We start from the raw sequence: 13,669 nt of genomic DNA on the forward strand, positions 1-13,669 counted from the left end.
TACCCAGATAGGTAGCAACTCCAGCCACTGCCCCGCCTACAGCCCCAACCGGACCAAAAGCGCCAGCCACCATCTCGAGCTCTTCTGCTGTGATATCTCGCATTGTTACAACTCCCTATGATTTCATGGAAAAACGTTTGGCATTTACCCTTTGGTACACGCGCGAATCCACTTGTCGTACAGCAGCGATCAAAGCGCCCAGAACCCCAAGCGCCCCAAGCTCGCCGCCAGACGCAATCGCGCACGGTGCCAACCATTCAATGCAGCAATATGCTCCTGCTCCGCCATTGCATAGGCGGAAGAAGCATTGAGCAGCTCGATCATGCTGCCCACTCCAGAGCGATAACGGCCCTGGACCACGCTCAGGGCGAGCATTGCCTGCTCGACCCACTCGGCGGTTCTGTCCAGCGCCTGGGTCTCGATACCCAGGGCCTGGTAACTGGCCCACAGCTCCAGCGCCACTCGCTGCCGTGCATCGGCCAGTTCTGCTTCCTGGGCCTGCACCCTGGCCCGGGCACCCCGAACCTGATAGGTGCGCCCGAACCCTTCGAACAGCGGGATGCTGACCTGAAGACCAACGCTGTTGTCACGGATATGACTATCGCCGTTGTAATCCATGGCTTGATGGGTCTTCACATCCGACAGCGAGGCAATCAACGACAGCGATGGGCGGCCGGCAGCCTCGCGTTCGGCAACGGCTGCCTTTGCCGCCTCCAGTTTCGCCTTGGCGGCGATCAACGCAGGGTGGTCGTTGCCCGCCTGCTCGAGCAGTGCATCCAGGCCTTTGACGAAAGCGGTATCCGGCCGCCGTGTCAGCGTTTGCGCCAGCATCAGCCGCGCCTGCGGAGCCAGCCCCATGCGCAAGGCGATCTGGCCTTTGGCATCGCGCACCGCCCCCTGGCCGCGGACCAGATTCAGGCTGGCCTGCGAGTAAGCGGTCTGCGCCTGGAGGCGGTCGCTCAGCGCGGCGGCGCCGGCGTCGAACTTGGCGCTGGCATCCTTGAGGTTTTCCGCGGCCAGCGCAGCAACCTGCTCGGCGGCCCGCTGCCTGTCCTGAGCGGCCAAGGTGTCGTAGTACAGGCTGGCTGCCTGCACAAAAGCCTCCTGCAAACGCTCATCCTGATTGGCATTGGCCGCCACCAGCAACTGCCGCGCATTGCGCAGGTCGGCTTCACGCCGGCCGGAATCGAACAGCACCCAGCTCAGGCCCAGACGATGGTCGAGCCGACGTTGGCGCCCCTGAACCGAGGCGTCCACCGCTTCATAATGGCTGTCGTTGCGCCCACGGCTGTAGGTGGCTGTGGCATCCAGCCTGGGCAGGTACGCCGCCTGCGCAACCCCGACCTGCGCCGCCTGAGCCTTGGCCTGCGCCCAGGCCTGCCGGGCCTGGGGGTCGTGGCACAACACCCGCTCGACCATGACCTCCAGGCTGAGCACCTCCGGTAGCGCCCCATCCACGCAGGCCGCACCCAGGCCTGAGCCTTGGAGCACGGCGGCAGGCGCCACGGCGTCGGCGGTCGAGAACACGTCCAGTGCAGCGGCACAGGGCGCCCATATGCACACAAGCACCAGCAGGCAACGATTGAAAACTCCTGCACTCATGGCGTGACAGCTTCGTCCAGGTCCGACGACACGCTCGCCACCCGCTGATCAAGCACCACCCGCCCCGCCTCGAGACGCACTACCCGATCTGCGGAGGCGATCGTCTCGGCACGGTGGGCAACAATGATTCGCGTCACATCGAGTGCACGCACCGCCGCATTGACACACTGCTCGCTGGCCACATCGAGATGACTGGTGGCCTCGTCGAGAATGAGAATGTCCGGCCGCCGGTACAGTGCCCTGGCCAGCAGCACACGTTGTTTCTGCCCGCCCGACAGCACCGTGCCCATGTCGCCCACCAGTGTGTTGTAGCCCATCGGCATGGCCGCGATATCGGCATCGATGGCGGCCATGCGCGCGCATTCCATGGCCCATTCCAGGTCGGGGCTGGTTTCGAAGAACGTGATGTTGTCCGCGAGCGAGCCGGCGAACAGGCAGTCGTCCTGCATCACCGTGCCGATCCGCCCGCGCCAGGACTCCAGATCCAGCTGGCGCAGTTCATGCCCTGCCATGCGTATCTGCCCGCTGGTAGGCGGCAATACCCCCAGCAGCACGTTCACCAGGGTACTTTTGCCACATCCGGAGGCCCCGGTGATGGCCACGGACTCTCCGGGAGCAATGCGCAGGTCGATGCCATCGAGCACCAGCGGCTCATGCTCGGAGTAGCGGTAGCTGAGGTTGTGGACTTCGATGCTCATCCGCCCGGCTGGCCAGTTCACCGGCTGGGACGCATCGCGCTGCTCCTCGGGCGGTTGCAGGACGATGTCAGCCAGACGCTCGCCCTGCAAACACAGCATATGCAAGTCGAACAGGTGGTCTACCAGGCTCGCCACACGGCTGACGAACTGGCTCTTGTACGCCACGAACGCCATCAACACGCCAACGGTGAAGTGGTTGTCCATCACCAGCGCAGCGCCAAAGCCAATGGTGCAGAGGTTTTCCAGGCCGAAGATCAACGCATTGAGCTGGGTATAGAGCAACTGCAGTTTCTGCGTGCGCAACCCCGCGTTGATCTGCGCGACCAGCAGCCCCAGCCAGGTGGAACGCCTTTCGCCTTGCCGCTGGAACAGCTTGAGCGTGCGTATGCCGCGCAGGGTTTCCAGAAAGTGGCTCTGCTGGCGGGCCGCATGCACGATCTGCTCCTCGCTGGCACGGCGCAGCGGGCCATACCACGCCCAGCGCACGCCGATATAGGCCACCATGGCCAGTACCGCGATCATCGCCAGCAGCGGGCTGTAGAGGAACATCAGGGCCAGGGTCGCGATGGTCATCAGGCCATCGAGAATCGCCGAGAAGAACGCGGCGGTCAGCGTATGCTGGATTTGATCGACAGCCCCGAAGCGAGACACCACATCACCCAGGTGGCGTTTCTCGAAGTACTGGATCGGCAGGCGCAACAGGTGGCTGAAGACGTTCGCCCGCCATTGCACGCTCAGCAAGGTGCTCATGTGCATCATCACCCAGGCCCGCGTGGCGCTGACCAATTGCTGCATCAGCAGCAACAGGCCGAAGCCGATCATCAGCGTGCTCAGCAAGTCGCGGTCCTGGGTGACCAGCACATTGTCGAGGGTCCATTGCAACAGGAACGGGCTGACCAGCGAAAACACCTCCAGCGCCAGCGCCAACAGCAACACCTGGACCAGGCCGCGGTACAGCCCGCTGACGCGGCCGAGCATTCTCGTCAGGCCGAGCCGAGGCTTGGCAGCCTGCGCTTCGAAGCCCGGCTCGGGCCAGACCTCCAACGCAACGCCGGTGAAACATTCGCTGGCCTGGGCCAGGCTCAGTTGCCGCACCCCCTGCGCGGGATCATGCAGGGTCAGGCGCTGCCCGTTGACAGCCTTGAGCACCACGAAATGGTTGAAGTTCCAGTGCAGCACACAGGGCAGCTTGAGCTTGTTCAGCTCGCTGAGCTCCAGCCTTACCGCTCGGGTGCCCAGGTCGAGGCGCTGCGCAGTCTGCATCAGCTGCCTAAGGGTGATGCCTTTGAGCGAAACACTGAACTGCCGGCGCAGCTCCATCAGCGTCGTATGGTGGCCGTGCAGGCCAGCGATCATGGCCAGGCAGGCGAGCCCGCACTCGGTGGCCTCGGTCTGCAGGATCAACGGCAGGCGGCGCCCCAGCGTCGGGGTGATGGCGTCGATGTAGTTCATGCATGCATTCCTAGAGCTTGCCGGTCAGACTGTAGAGCGGTTCGAGTACCCACTCGTAGAGTCGCCGGGTCTCCTGCAGGACATCCGCCTCGACCAGCATGCCGGCCTGCAAGGGCCGGGATTCACCGTAAGCGAGCACCGACTGCTGCTCGATCCCCACGCGGATGCGATAGATCTGTTCGCCGTTGCCACCCAGGCCCGGCACGGTCCCGACCACATTGGCAAGCTCGGCGGCCGAAAGCGTCGTTCTGGACACGGAAATCACCTGGCCATGGTGCTGGCCGAACTTTTGGTAGGGGTAGGCCTGGTAACGCAGCAACACGGCATCACCCGCCCGGATAAAGCCTATGGCCTTGCTGGGGGCATACAACTCGGCTTGCAGGTTGGCATCCGCCGGCACCAGGCTCATCAACGATCGCGAACTGTCCACGACCTGCCCCGGCTCGGCCAGGATGGAAGTGGCCACGCCTTCCTGCGGCGCCGTGATGACCAGTGAGCGCTTGGCTTCGCTCTCGATCAGCGCCTGCTGCACCGACGACAGGGAGCGGCCGATGCTGGCCAGCTGATTGCCGTGTAACGCGGCCAGCCCGGCCCGTTCGTGCTGGCGCTCGACCAACTGCTGCTTGAGCACCGTGGACTCGCGCACCAACCCCTGCAGGCTCCGGCGCTGACCAAGAAGCTCGGCCTGCCGCTGCTGCAACTGGTCCATGGAGATGTAGCCCTTGTCCATGAGGCCCTGGTAACGCTCCACCGCATTGCTGGCCAGTTGCACAAGCCGCTGCTGGCTGGCGATTTGCTGGGCCAGCGTGTCCAGCTCCTGAGTCAGGCTTTGCAATTTGCTGTCCAGGCTCAGCCGCGCTTCGACTTGCAGTTGCTGCTGCTTGCGCAGCTCTTCCTCCAAGGAATGACGCTGGCGCTGGAGCTGATCGCTGACCTCTGCCTGGACAGGCCCCGAGTCGACCGAGCGCTCACTGGAAATCAGCAACAACCGAGCCCCTTGCTCTACCAGCTGACCCTCTTCGACGAAACGCTCCAGCACGACACCGTACTGCGGTGCGTGTATTTTCAACTGCCCGGATGACGGCACCAGTTGACCCGGGACTGTGCTGCGCCGGGTATAGCTGCCGTAGAAGAAAAAACTCACGACCATCGCCGCGAGCAACAACGCCACGAGTGTCATCACCGTGAACGAAACGGGCCGGACCAGCACGATGTCACCCAGCCAGTTGGTCTGTCGCGCGGCCAGCGCTTCGTGTCGAAACAAGGGGGCCTTACCTGTCACGCAGTCATCCTTTTTTGGCCGGGCGTCATGCTCCCGGCTCAACCCCACAGGGCCAATCGCGTCAAGAGGTCGCCCTCGGTGGCCGATAAGAAATGGGCCTGCGCACTAAATTTTTGACCTGACCGTTCGTCCCACCCCACCATGAGCAGGACAGCACATACAGCCACTCGATTTTTACCATCCGCCGCCTGACAGTCGGCAACTGCAACACTAAGGGAACATGCGTTGAACATCACGGAACGAGAACATGACGTCATTCATTGCTTATCAAAAGGATTGACCAACAAGGAAATCGGGCAACAATTGGGTATCAGCCAGCACACCGTCAGAGACCATTTGTCTTCGGTATTCAAGAAATTGAATATCAGCAGCCGTATTGAACTGGCGATTCTCATCAATGCGTCTAAAGTTCCTGCGCACAATGCTTGATTATCCACACTCTTGAAGTTCAGGCCATCCTACACCTGTAGGGTGGCACTTTGGCATGATCGTGAGGTATAAACAGTCACTGCCCCGCCAGTTCGATACGCTGACTGGCCACTTCGGCAGCCACCTGCCCACCACTGTCGAAACTACGCTTTCCCGATGAACGCCCCAGACAATAAAGCGGCTCAACTCAATGAGCTGCACGAAGTATTCGTCCCTTTCGACGCCGTACTTATCGAAGGCTGTGAAGTTGTTTATCTCAACGAGTCGCTGTGCCAACAACAGACTTCGGATGACGTACTCGCTTCTTACAGTTACTTGATCAAGCCCGAGGCCGTGCCGCGGTGCGACAGCGCACCGCGCAAGACCTTCATGGCTGAACGCTATGGCGGCGACGGTATTCTCAGCAACGGCGGTGGCGCGCGCTGCGGGTTCGATGGCACCTGGCAACTCAAGGGGCTGGGGGCCAATGCCCTGGTCGGTCATGATGTCGACGCGGGCCACGGGGATGGCAACCTGTCGCTGACCACCGCGCTCTATGAATCGATCTGGGCAGAGATCATCGAGTCGGTGCTGCCTTTCGGGGCGACGCGCACCGTGGCCATCCTCGACACCGGCCTGACCTATGACACGTGGAAAGGGGCGTTGAAACGCGGCCTTCTCGTGCGTCAGCCGGTTGTGCGCCCCGCGCATTTCATCAGGTCCGTTTATTTCAGACAGAAGCGCCTGGATGGTTTGGGCGAGGATGCGCTGCGGGTAAAACAGGCCATTCACCGACTTGTCGAATTCCTCCCCGCGGCACCAGGCTCGACCGCCCAGATGCCCGCACTCGAACGACGCCTGCAAAGTGGCCTTGTTGAACTGGCCGACCGCTATGCCGAGCAATTCGCGGCTGCGCGGGCAAAGCACATCATCCATTTCAATGTCAGCGCATCCAATGTTTCACTTACAGGCGGCTGGCTGGACCTCAGCGGTATTTGCCTTTTCACTGACGACGCTATACACGACCGCTCCAGCATCGACCGCTTCAATACCGAATACCTGCCCGCCGTGCAAAGCCTGCAAAGCCTGTGTTACTACCTGGGCAAATATGCGGTCGTGACAGGCGACGTTTCGCTATGCCTTTGGCAAACCACTGCGGAGCACTTTACCCAACGCTACAACCACTACCTGCACCTGTATCAGGTGGCTCAGGCCGGGTTCCCGCTCTGGTTGTTGCGCGCGGTGGAAAATGCCCCGGAGTTCACCGCCTTTGCCACGGCACTGCACCGTGCTCTGGAACTTGACCAGTTCACGGTCACCTGCATAGCCGACGCAGTAGGTTGGGACGGATATGAACGCTGGAGTGGAGCGCTCTTTCACGCCCTATTGACCAGCCTGGACCAGGACACTGCAGCAGCCGGCCCAGCCTGGCTGGCGAGCAATACCACCCTGGACGCTCAACTGCGCTCAAGTTACGGTCAGCTGTTTGACAGGGTTGCACAGGCGGCTGGCGATCACGGCATCGACCGCCGGCACTTGCACCTCGCCCTGCTGATCAATGCCACGCGGCTGAACCGCAGCCACCGCGTGCTGCATGAGCTGCAAAGCCAGATCGATGCCCTCGACGAGAAACCGGACGGTGACCGAAGAGCGGCCCTGCATGCCTTGCAAGACCACGCGCTGCTGGCGGCTCGCTTCAACCTCGGCCATGAACAGCCGGACGCCCTGCCGTTCTGGTCAACTACCACGCTGACCATCAGCTTCAACCCTGAAACCGGCCGCTTCACCTTAACCGGGCGCGCTACACAAGCGCTGACCCTGGAGGCGCTGCTGGCCGAGGCCGATGGCGATGAAGAAATCAGACAAGCATTGAACTTCTACCCTGGCCTCGCGAGGTGAAAAGATGACCAGACATTACAACCTGCAGACCAACTGCCGGGATACCAAGCTCAATGACAAGGCGGCGATGTTGGGCCATGCGGCCATGGTCATGGCCTGCTGCCGACGCTCTTCAAGCTTCCAGATACGCACGTTGTACTACTGGCTCGCACCCGCTATCGAGCACGCACAGATCATCATGCTCTTCGATTCGTCATCTACCCCCCGAGGTTTTCTCATCTGGGCGCACCTGGCGCCCGATACCGAACAACGCTTTGTGCAGGACCCGAATTTCCTGTTGCACCCCAGCGAGTGGAATGAGGGGGGACGGGCCTGGGTGATCGATTTCTGCTTCCCTGGCGGCGCTGTCAAGGAAGCGCTTGCCATGTTCCGGAAGCATTTGCGCGAAGCCGGCGTCAGCCAGATTTCCTGGGCACGCAGACGCGCTGACTATTCGATCCGGCGCGTTGGAAGCTGCAGGACATGAATGTCCTGGCCGGAAAAAGGATCCACTCGCATAAATAGTTGTACACACAAACGTCACCATTGGTGCCATTTTTGTGTGCACTTTCACAAGGTAACGCCCCAATAAGTTACACATCAATCGTTGTAAAATTTGACCAAATGATCAACTAATTCAACATCATAAAATTTAAACCTGTTCATTTGGTCAGTTTATAATCGACTACTTTCATTAACTTACCTACCAACTAGATCATTTCGAAATAAAAGCTACACCGCACTCCGATTCCCTCTGGCATGGAACTGGCTTTTGTGTGTTCGTGTTTTGTATACAAATTCAACAAAACATAAATACACAAGAACCCGCAGCGTCGCCCCGTCGGCGACCGTTGCGCCCAGAACCCAGTGATGCCAACGCCTGCACCGACGAGATGGCGAGCCCGTGCGCCAGCGCCCGCTCATCGCAGTCACGCGCATCAGGAGCCGCCGGAATGAGTAGCAGCCTCCCCCTTGCCCCTGAACTTTCCGTTGCCAGCACCCAACCCTCGACCACCAGCCTCGAAGGCCACCCGGCCGACCTCGAACTGAGCCCACGCCTGCACAACCGCGACCTCGCCCCGACCAAACTTGAGGGCCGCCGCTGGGGCGGCTACAGCATCTTCGCGCTGTGGACCAACGATGTGCACAACATCGCCAACTACTCTTTCGCCATGGGGCTGTTCGCCCTGGGCCTGGGCGGCTGGCAGATCCTGCTGTCGCTGGCGATCGGCGCGGCGCTGGTGTACTTCTTCATGAACCTGTCCGGCTACATGGGGCAGAAGACCGGCGTGCCGTTCCCGGTAATCAGCCGTATCGCCTTTGGTATCCACGGCGCGCAGATCCCGGCGCTGATCCGCGCGGTGATCGCCATCGCCTGGTTCGGCATCCAGACCTACCTGGCCTCGGTGGTGCTGCGTGTGCTGCTGACGGCGGTGTGGCCGCAGGTTGCGGCCTTCGATCACGACAGCATCCTCGGCCTGTCGAGCCTGGGCTGGGTGTGCTTCGTGGCGATCTGGCTGGTGCAGCTGGTGATCCTCGCCTACGGCATGGAAATGGTGCGCCGCTACGAGGCGTTCGCCGGACCGGTGATCCTGCTCACCGTGGCCAGCCTTGCCGTGTTCATGTACTTCAAGGCCGATGCGCGCATCGCCTGGTCGGTGGCCGAGCCCCTGAGCGGCTACGAGATGTGGCGCAACATCTTTGCCGGCGGCGCGCTGTGGCTGGCGATCTACGGCACCCTGGTGCTCAACTTCTGCGACTTCGCCCGCAGCTCGCCATGCCGCAAGACCATCCGCGTCGGCAACTTCTGGGGCCTGCCGGTAAACATCCTGGTGTTCGCGGCGATCACCGTGGTGCTGTGCGGCGCACAGTTCCAGATCAACGGCCAGATCATCGACAGCCCGACGCAGATCGTCGCCAGCATCCCCAACACCGCGTTCCTGGTGCTCGGTTGCCTGGCCTTCCTGATCGTCACCGTGGCGGTGAACATCATGGCCAACTTCGTTGCCCCGGCCTTCGTGCTCAGCAACCTGGCGCCGCGACACCTGAACTTCCGCCGCGCCGGGCTGATCAGCGCCACCCTGGCGGTGCTGATCCTGCCCTGGAACCTGTACAACAGCCCGCTGGTGATCGTGTACTTCCTCTCGGGCCTGGGCGCCCTGCTCGGCCCGCTGTACGGCGTGATCATGGCCGACTACTGGCTGCTGCGTAAGGGCCGTATCAACGTGCCCGAGCTGTACAGCGAGAATCCCGCCGGCGCCTACCACTACACCCGCGGCATCAACCTGCGCGCCGTGGCCGCGTTTATCCCGGCCGCGCTGCTGGCCATCGTCCTGGCCCTGGTACCCAACTTCCACGGTATCGCGCCGTTCTCCTGGCTGATCGGTGCCGGTATCGCCGCCGCCGTCTACCTGCTGATTGCGCCACGCCACCGCCAATACCTCGATGTCAGCGGCGAATGCATCGCCGTCGACCACAGCAGCCACTGAATTCAGGGAGATCCGTCATGCGTATTCTGATCGCCAACGTCAACACCACCGCCGCCATCACCGAAGCCATTGCCGAGCAAGCGCGCAGCGTGGCCGCGCCCGGTACCGAGATCGTCGGCCTGACCCCGTGGTTCGGCGCCGAGTCGGTGGAAGGCAATTTCGAAAGCTATCTGGCCGCCATCGCGGTGATGGACCGGGTGCTGGCCTACGACCAGCCCTTCGATGCCGTGATCCAGGCCGGCTATGGCGAGCATGGCCGCGAAGGCCTGCAGGAGCTGCTGGATGTGCCGGTGGTGGACATCACCGATGCCGCCGCCAGCACGGCCATGTACCTGGGCCACGCCTATTCGGTGGTGACCACGCTGGACCGCACCGTGCCGTTGATCGAGGACCGCCTGAAACTGTCCGGGCTGTACGAACGATGCGCCTCGGTGCGCGCCAGCGGCCTCGCGGTGCTGGAGCTGGAAGCCGATCCACGGCGTGCGGTGGAAGCCATCGTCGAGCAGGCCGAACGCGCCGTGCGCGAGGACAAGGCCGAGGTGATCTGCCTGGGATGCGGCGGCATGGCCGGGCTCGACGAGCAGATTCGCCAGCGCACCGGGGTGCCGGTGGTGGACGGCGTGAGCGCGGCGGTGACCATTGCCGAGTCACTGGTGAGGTTGGGGTTGAGCACCTCCAAGGTGCGTACCTATGCCACGCCGAGGGCGAAGAAGGTGGTGGGCTGGCCGATGCGCTTCGGGCGCTGAAAGACTCGGCGCCTGCTTAGGCCCTATCGCCGGCAAGCCGGCTCCCACAAGACACTGCAGCCCTTGTGGGAGCCGGCTTGCCGGCGATAGGGTCAGCTTCGTCAGCGCAACAGCCTCGCCAGCCGCTCGCCACTGCCAGACGCCAAGGTGAACCCCAGCGCGCCATGCCCCAGGTTCAGCCACAGGTTGCGATACCGCGTGGCCTCGATGATCGGCACCCCGGTCGGCGTCGCCGGCCGCATCCCCGCCCACTCCACCGCCTGCCCATAATCAGCGGCCCGCGGCAGGGTCTCGCGCGCCAGCCGGCGCATGCTCGCGAGCCTGCCGGCGTCCACCGCCTCGTCATAACCGACGATGTCCACCATCGCCGCCACCCGCAGTTGATCGTCCAATCGGGCATAGACAATCTTGCGTTCGTAGTCGGTGATGCTCACCTCGGGCGCGCGGTGCGTGGCACCGACCGGCGCGGTCAGGCTGTAGCCCTTCAGTGGGTAGACCGGCAGTTGCAAGCCGGGCAAGGCCAATCCGGCGCTACGGTGCCCGGCGCTGAGCACCAGGCGCTGCACCTCCAGCTGCTCACCGCCCAACTCCAGCGCGGCCACGCGATCATCGCGCGCTATCAGCCGGGTCACCGGCCGCCCCAACAGCAACCGGCACTGCCCTGAGGCCTGCAGGCGCTCGGCCAGGCGCAGGCAGAAGCGGTGACAGTCGGCGACCTCCTCGTCTGCCGTGAACACGCCGCCCACGAAAGGGGCTTCGCCAAGCGCCGGGTCGAGCCCGCGCAGATCGGCGGCATTGAGGACCCGTTGCGTGTCGGGGTCCAGCAGGTGTTGGCGACCGTGCTCGAATGCGCGCTGGGTTCGAAACGCGACCAGCTTGCCATTGCGTCGCCAGGCGAAGCCATCGAGGCCGTCCTCTTCACGCCAGCGGGCGAGTACGGCCTGGCTTTGCAAGGCCAGATCCAGCAACTGGGCGGCATTGCGCCGATTGACCCGGGTACGGCAGGCCATGACGAAGGCCGCCAGCCAGCGCCACTGCGCGGTATCCAAACGTAGCCGAAGACGTAGCGGCGAATCGCCGCGCAACAGCCAGCCCAGCGCTTGCCATGGCACCCCGGCATCAGCCAGCGGCGCCACGTAGCGATATGACAACTGCCCACCATTGGCGAAGCTAGTCGCGCTGGCCAGAGTATCGCGGGCTTCGACCAGGTCGACCTGCCAGCCTTCGCGCACCAGTGCATAGGCCGTGGCCAGCCCGACCACGCCGCCACCGATCACCGTTACCCGCTCCATCGGCACATCCCTGCCCAGCCCAGAAAGCCAGACAGTAACAGCAGGTCAGGTCGGGCAGCCAGGCTCGCCGTTATCCAGGCCCTGACGCACGTTACGGCTGAGCAGGGTCGCCTTGCCATCGCGCCAGGCCAGCGTCAGCACGTACAGGGAGTCGAAATCGTCGCGATGCCAGTCCTCGGTGAGCACCCGGTCTTCGCCCAGGGCCTTGCCGGCCACGGTGTTGATCAGCTCGGGCAGATACCCCCGGGACCAGGCCGTGTAGACCGTCGCATTGCGATACTTGTCACTGAGCAGTTCGTCGGCCAGCGCGGCTGTATCATTGGCGCCGTAGTCGATATTGACCGGTAAACCGAGGCGGATTGCGGCGGGGCTGATGGTCATCAGCGGACGGATGTAGCTGTAGCGCTCGTCCTGGCTGCCCTCCTCGACACCTCGTGAAGGGTTGGCGGCGAAGACGTAGTCGGCATCGCCGAAACGCTCGGGCAACAGGGTGGCCAGGTCCAGGGCGCGGTTCAGACCCTGGCAGTTCAACTGCCCGAGGCCCTCGCCGGGTTTCTCGGCGTGGCGCAGGAATACCAGGGTCTGGGTCCCGTCGACCGGCTGCGCCCGGCTCTCGACCACATCCAGGGCCAGCGGCACGGCGGCGGCAACAAGCGTCAGGCTCAACAACAGGTGGCGGCGACGGCGAAGGAAGGCTGGCAGCTTCATAACAGGGCGGACTCTATGCGGCACTGGATATCGGGTTGCCCCGCCACATGTCCCTGTCGTGATCGCCATCCTTGGCAGCGAGTGAGGCTCAGAGTGCCTACGGCCCGTTTGGTTCCTCCCTGACTGCACATACCTTCCCTGGACAATCAGTACCTTAGCGCATCGGTGTTGCTGAATTATTGCGCGCGGTTCAGTCGTCGCGGGTCAGCACTTCCAGCAATTCGATCTCGAAGGTAAGGTCCGAATTCGGCGGAATCGCACCGACCGAGCGTTCGCCATAACCCAGGTGCGCCGGTACCTGCAGCTTGCGCTTGCCACCCACGCGCATGCCCATCAGGCCCTGGTCCCAGCCCTTGATCACCCGCCCGGTACCGATGACGCACTGGAACGGCTTGCCACGCGCCCATGAGGAATCGAACTCGCTGCCGTCGGCCAGGGTGCCGCGGTACTGGGTGGTGATCAGCGCACCCTTGACCACGGCCTTGCCGTCGCCTTCCTGTAGATCGATGACTTGCAGTTCACTGCTCATGGCAGGTTCCTCGAAACGATTTTTCGTGGCCGCCGTTTTCTCAGGAATGCGCAGGTTTGGCAAGACGAGCCGTGTCAGGTGGGGGCGAACTGATCGAAGACCTGTTGACCGGTGAGGTTGCTGGTTTCGTTCTTGAAGCAATACCAGGCGGGCTGTTCGTCGACGAATATCTGCTCGGTAAAGCGCCAGTCACCCTCGCCATCAAGCAGGCCGACCGGTACGACGTACATGTCGCTCTCTTTCAGGCGGTAGAACAGATGCGTGCCGCAATGGCCGCAGAAGCCGCGCTGGGCCCAGGGAGAAGAGTCATAGGCGATGGGGGTCGGGCCTTCGATGGCTGGGGGCTCGGTGCATTGCACTGCCAGTAGCGGGCCGCCGGTCCATTTGCGGCACATGCTGCAATGGCAAGCGCTGACATGGTTATCCTCGAGTTTGACACTCAGTCGGGTTTTGCCGCAGAGGCAACTGCCTTGCTTTTCCAGTGACATGGCCCAGGCTCCTTGCTGTTGTTCTCGGGGACTTGGAGTATAGGGTCCGGCCGGTCAAGAGCAAGAACGCGTGTCGATGGGGCTGGGCGGCCCCGAA

At 62.8% G+C, this 13,669-nt stretch carries 12 protein-coding genes; 5 read left to right on the plus strand and 7 right to left on the minus strand.

Annotated elements, in window-relative coordinates:
- Window positions 1-189: 189 nt before the first annotated feature.
- Genes BMY03_RS07025 through BMY03_RS07035 form a run of 3 tightly spaced genes read right to left on the minus strand, consistent with a single transcriptional unit; the run spans window position 190 to window position 5,016 of the window.
- Window positions 190-1,602, minus strand: a complete 1,413-nt coding sequence (locus tag BMY03_RS07025; protein ID WP_094010631.1) for a TolC family protein — start codon at window positions 1,600-1,602, stop codon at window positions 190-192.
- Window positions 1,599-3,752, minus strand: coding sequence for a peptidase domain-containing ABC transporter (locus BMY03_RS07030; protein ID WP_094010632.1), 2,154 nt, complete (start codon window positions 3,750-3,752; stop codon window positions 1,599-1,601). The genes BMY03_RS07025 and BMY03_RS07030 overlap by 4 nt, the downstream gene beginning before the upstream one ends.
- 10 nt (window positions 3,753-3,762) lie before the next feature.
- Window positions 3,763-5,016: an HlyD family secretion protein gene (locus tag BMY03_RS07035; protein WP_177182891.1), complete on the minus strand. Its 1,254-nt coding sequence runs from the start codon at window positions 5,014-5,016 to the stop codon at window positions 3,763-3,765.
- Between the two features lie 243 nt (window positions 5,017-5,259).
- Between BMY03_RS07035 and BMY03_RS07040 the strand changes: the two genes are divergently transcribed.
- The 5 genes from BMY03_RS07040 (at window position 5,260) to BMY03_RS07060 (ending at window position 10,555) form a co-directional block, all read left to right on the plus strand.
- Window positions 5,260-5,463: a response regulator transcription factor gene (locus BMY03_RS07040; protein WP_094010633.1), complete on the plus strand. Its 204-nt coding sequence runs from the start codon at window positions 5,260-5,262 to the stop codon at window positions 5,461-5,463.
- A gap of 156 nt (window positions 5,464-5,619) precedes the next feature.
- Window positions 5,620-7,341 (plus strand): hypothetical protein, encoded by a 1,722-nt coding sequence (locus BMY03_RS07045; RefSeq protein WP_094010634.1) that lies wholly within the window; start codon window positions 5,620-5,622, stop codon window positions 7,339-7,341.
- Between the two features lie 4 nt (window positions 7,342-7,345).
- Window positions 7,346-7,807, plus strand: a complete 462-nt coding sequence (locus tag BMY03_RS07050; protein ID WP_094010635.1) for a toxin-activating lysine-acyltransferase — start codon at window positions 7,346-7,348, stop codon at window positions 7,805-7,807.
- A gap of 466 nt (window positions 7,808-8,273) precedes the next feature.
- On the plus strand, window positions 8,274-9,809 hold the full coding sequence (locus BMY03_RS07055) for an NCS1 family nucleobase:cation symporter-1 (RefSeq protein ID WP_094010636.1): 1,536 nt from the start codon (window positions 8,274-8,276) through the stop codon (window positions 9,807-9,809).
- 17 nt (window positions 9,810-9,826) lie between these two features.
- On the plus strand, window positions 9,827-10,555 hold the full coding sequence (locus BMY03_RS07060) for an aspartate/glutamate racemase family protein (protein WP_023631315.1): 729 nt from the start codon (window positions 9,827-9,829) through the stop codon (window positions 10,553-10,555).
- Between the two features lie 101 nt (window positions 10,556-10,656).
- On the opposite strand, the gene BMY03_RS07065 is transcribed toward BMY03_RS07060, so the two are convergent.
- From BMY03_RS07065 to BMY03_RS07080, 4 genes are all read right to left on the minus strand, one after another.
- Window positions 10,657-11,847, minus strand: a complete 1,191-nt coding sequence (locus BMY03_RS07065) for a D-amino acid dehydrogenase (RefSeq protein ID WP_094010637.1) — start codon at window positions 11,845-11,847, stop codon at window positions 10,657-10,659.
- Between the two features lie 45 nt (window positions 11,848-11,892).
- Complete coding sequence (locus tag BMY03_RS07070; protein WP_094010638.1) at window positions 11,893-12,555, minus strand: histidine phosphatase family protein; 663 nt, start codon at window positions 12,553-12,555, stop codon at window positions 11,893-11,895.
- 190 nt (window positions 12,556-12,745) lie between these two features.
- A complete protein-coding gene (locus BMY03_RS07075) occupies window positions 12,746-13,084 on the minus strand; it encodes an FKBP-type peptidyl-prolyl cis-trans isomerase (protein ID WP_023629100.1) in 339 nt (112 codons plus the stop codon).
- Between the two features lie 74 nt (window positions 13,085-13,158).
- A complete protein-coding gene (locus BMY03_RS07080; protein ID WP_094010639.1) occupies window positions 13,159-13,572 on the minus strand; it encodes a GFA family protein in 414 nt (137 codons plus the stop codon).
- Window positions 13,573-13,669: the final 97 nt, after the last annotated feature.

The organism is Pseudomonas soli (genome assembly GCF_900110655.1).
GTDB lineage: Bacteria > Pseudomonadota > Gammaproteobacteria > Pseudomonadales > Pseudomonadaceae > Aquipseudomonas > Aquipseudomonas soli.

What these genes read in the sequence shown, in the direction of transcription:
- BMY03_RS07075 (WP_023629100.1), bottom strand. Translation starts at nt 13,084, where the DNA reads ATGAGCAGTGAACTGCAAGTCATCGATCTACAGGAAGGCGACGGCAAG.
- BMY03_RS07055 (WP_094010636.1), top strand. Translation starts at nt 8,274, where the DNA reads ATGAGTAGCAGCCTCCCCCTTGCCCCTGAACTTTCCGTTGCCAGCACC.
- BMY03_RS07045 (WP_094010634.1), top strand. Translation starts at nt 5,620, where the DNA reads ATGAACGCCCCAGACAATAAAGCGGCTCAACTCAATGAGCTGCACGAA.
- BMY03_RS07070 (WP_094010638.1), bottom strand. Translation starts at nt 12,555, where the DNA reads ATGAAGCTGCCAGCCTTCCTTCGCCGTCGCCGCCACCTGTTGTTGAGC.
- BMY03_RS07060 (WP_023631315.1), top strand. Translation starts at nt 9,827, where the DNA reads ATGCGTATTCTGATCGCCAACGTCAACACCACCGCCGCCATCACCGAA.
- BMY03_RS07050 (WP_094010635.1), top strand. Translation starts at nt 7,346, where the DNA reads ATGACCAGACATTACAACCTGCAGACCAACTGCCGGGATACCAAGCTC.
- BMY03_RS07025 (WP_094010631.1), bottom strand. Translation starts at nt 1,602, where the DNA reads ATGAGTGCAGGAGTTTTCAATCGTTGCCTGCTGGTGCTTGTGTGCATA.
- BMY03_RS07065 (WP_094010637.1), bottom strand. Translation starts at nt 11,847, where the DNA reads ATGGAGCGGGTAACGGTGATCGGTGGCGGCGTGGTCGGGCTGGCCACG.
- BMY03_RS07030 (WP_094010632.1), bottom strand. Translation starts at nt 3,752, where the DNA reads ATGAACTACATCGACGCCATCACCCCGACGCTGGGGCGCCGCCTGCCG.
- BMY03_RS07080 (WP_094010639.1), bottom strand. Translation starts at nt 13,572, where the DNA reads ATGTCACTGGAAAAGCAAGGCAGTTGCCTCTGCGGCAAAACCCGACTG.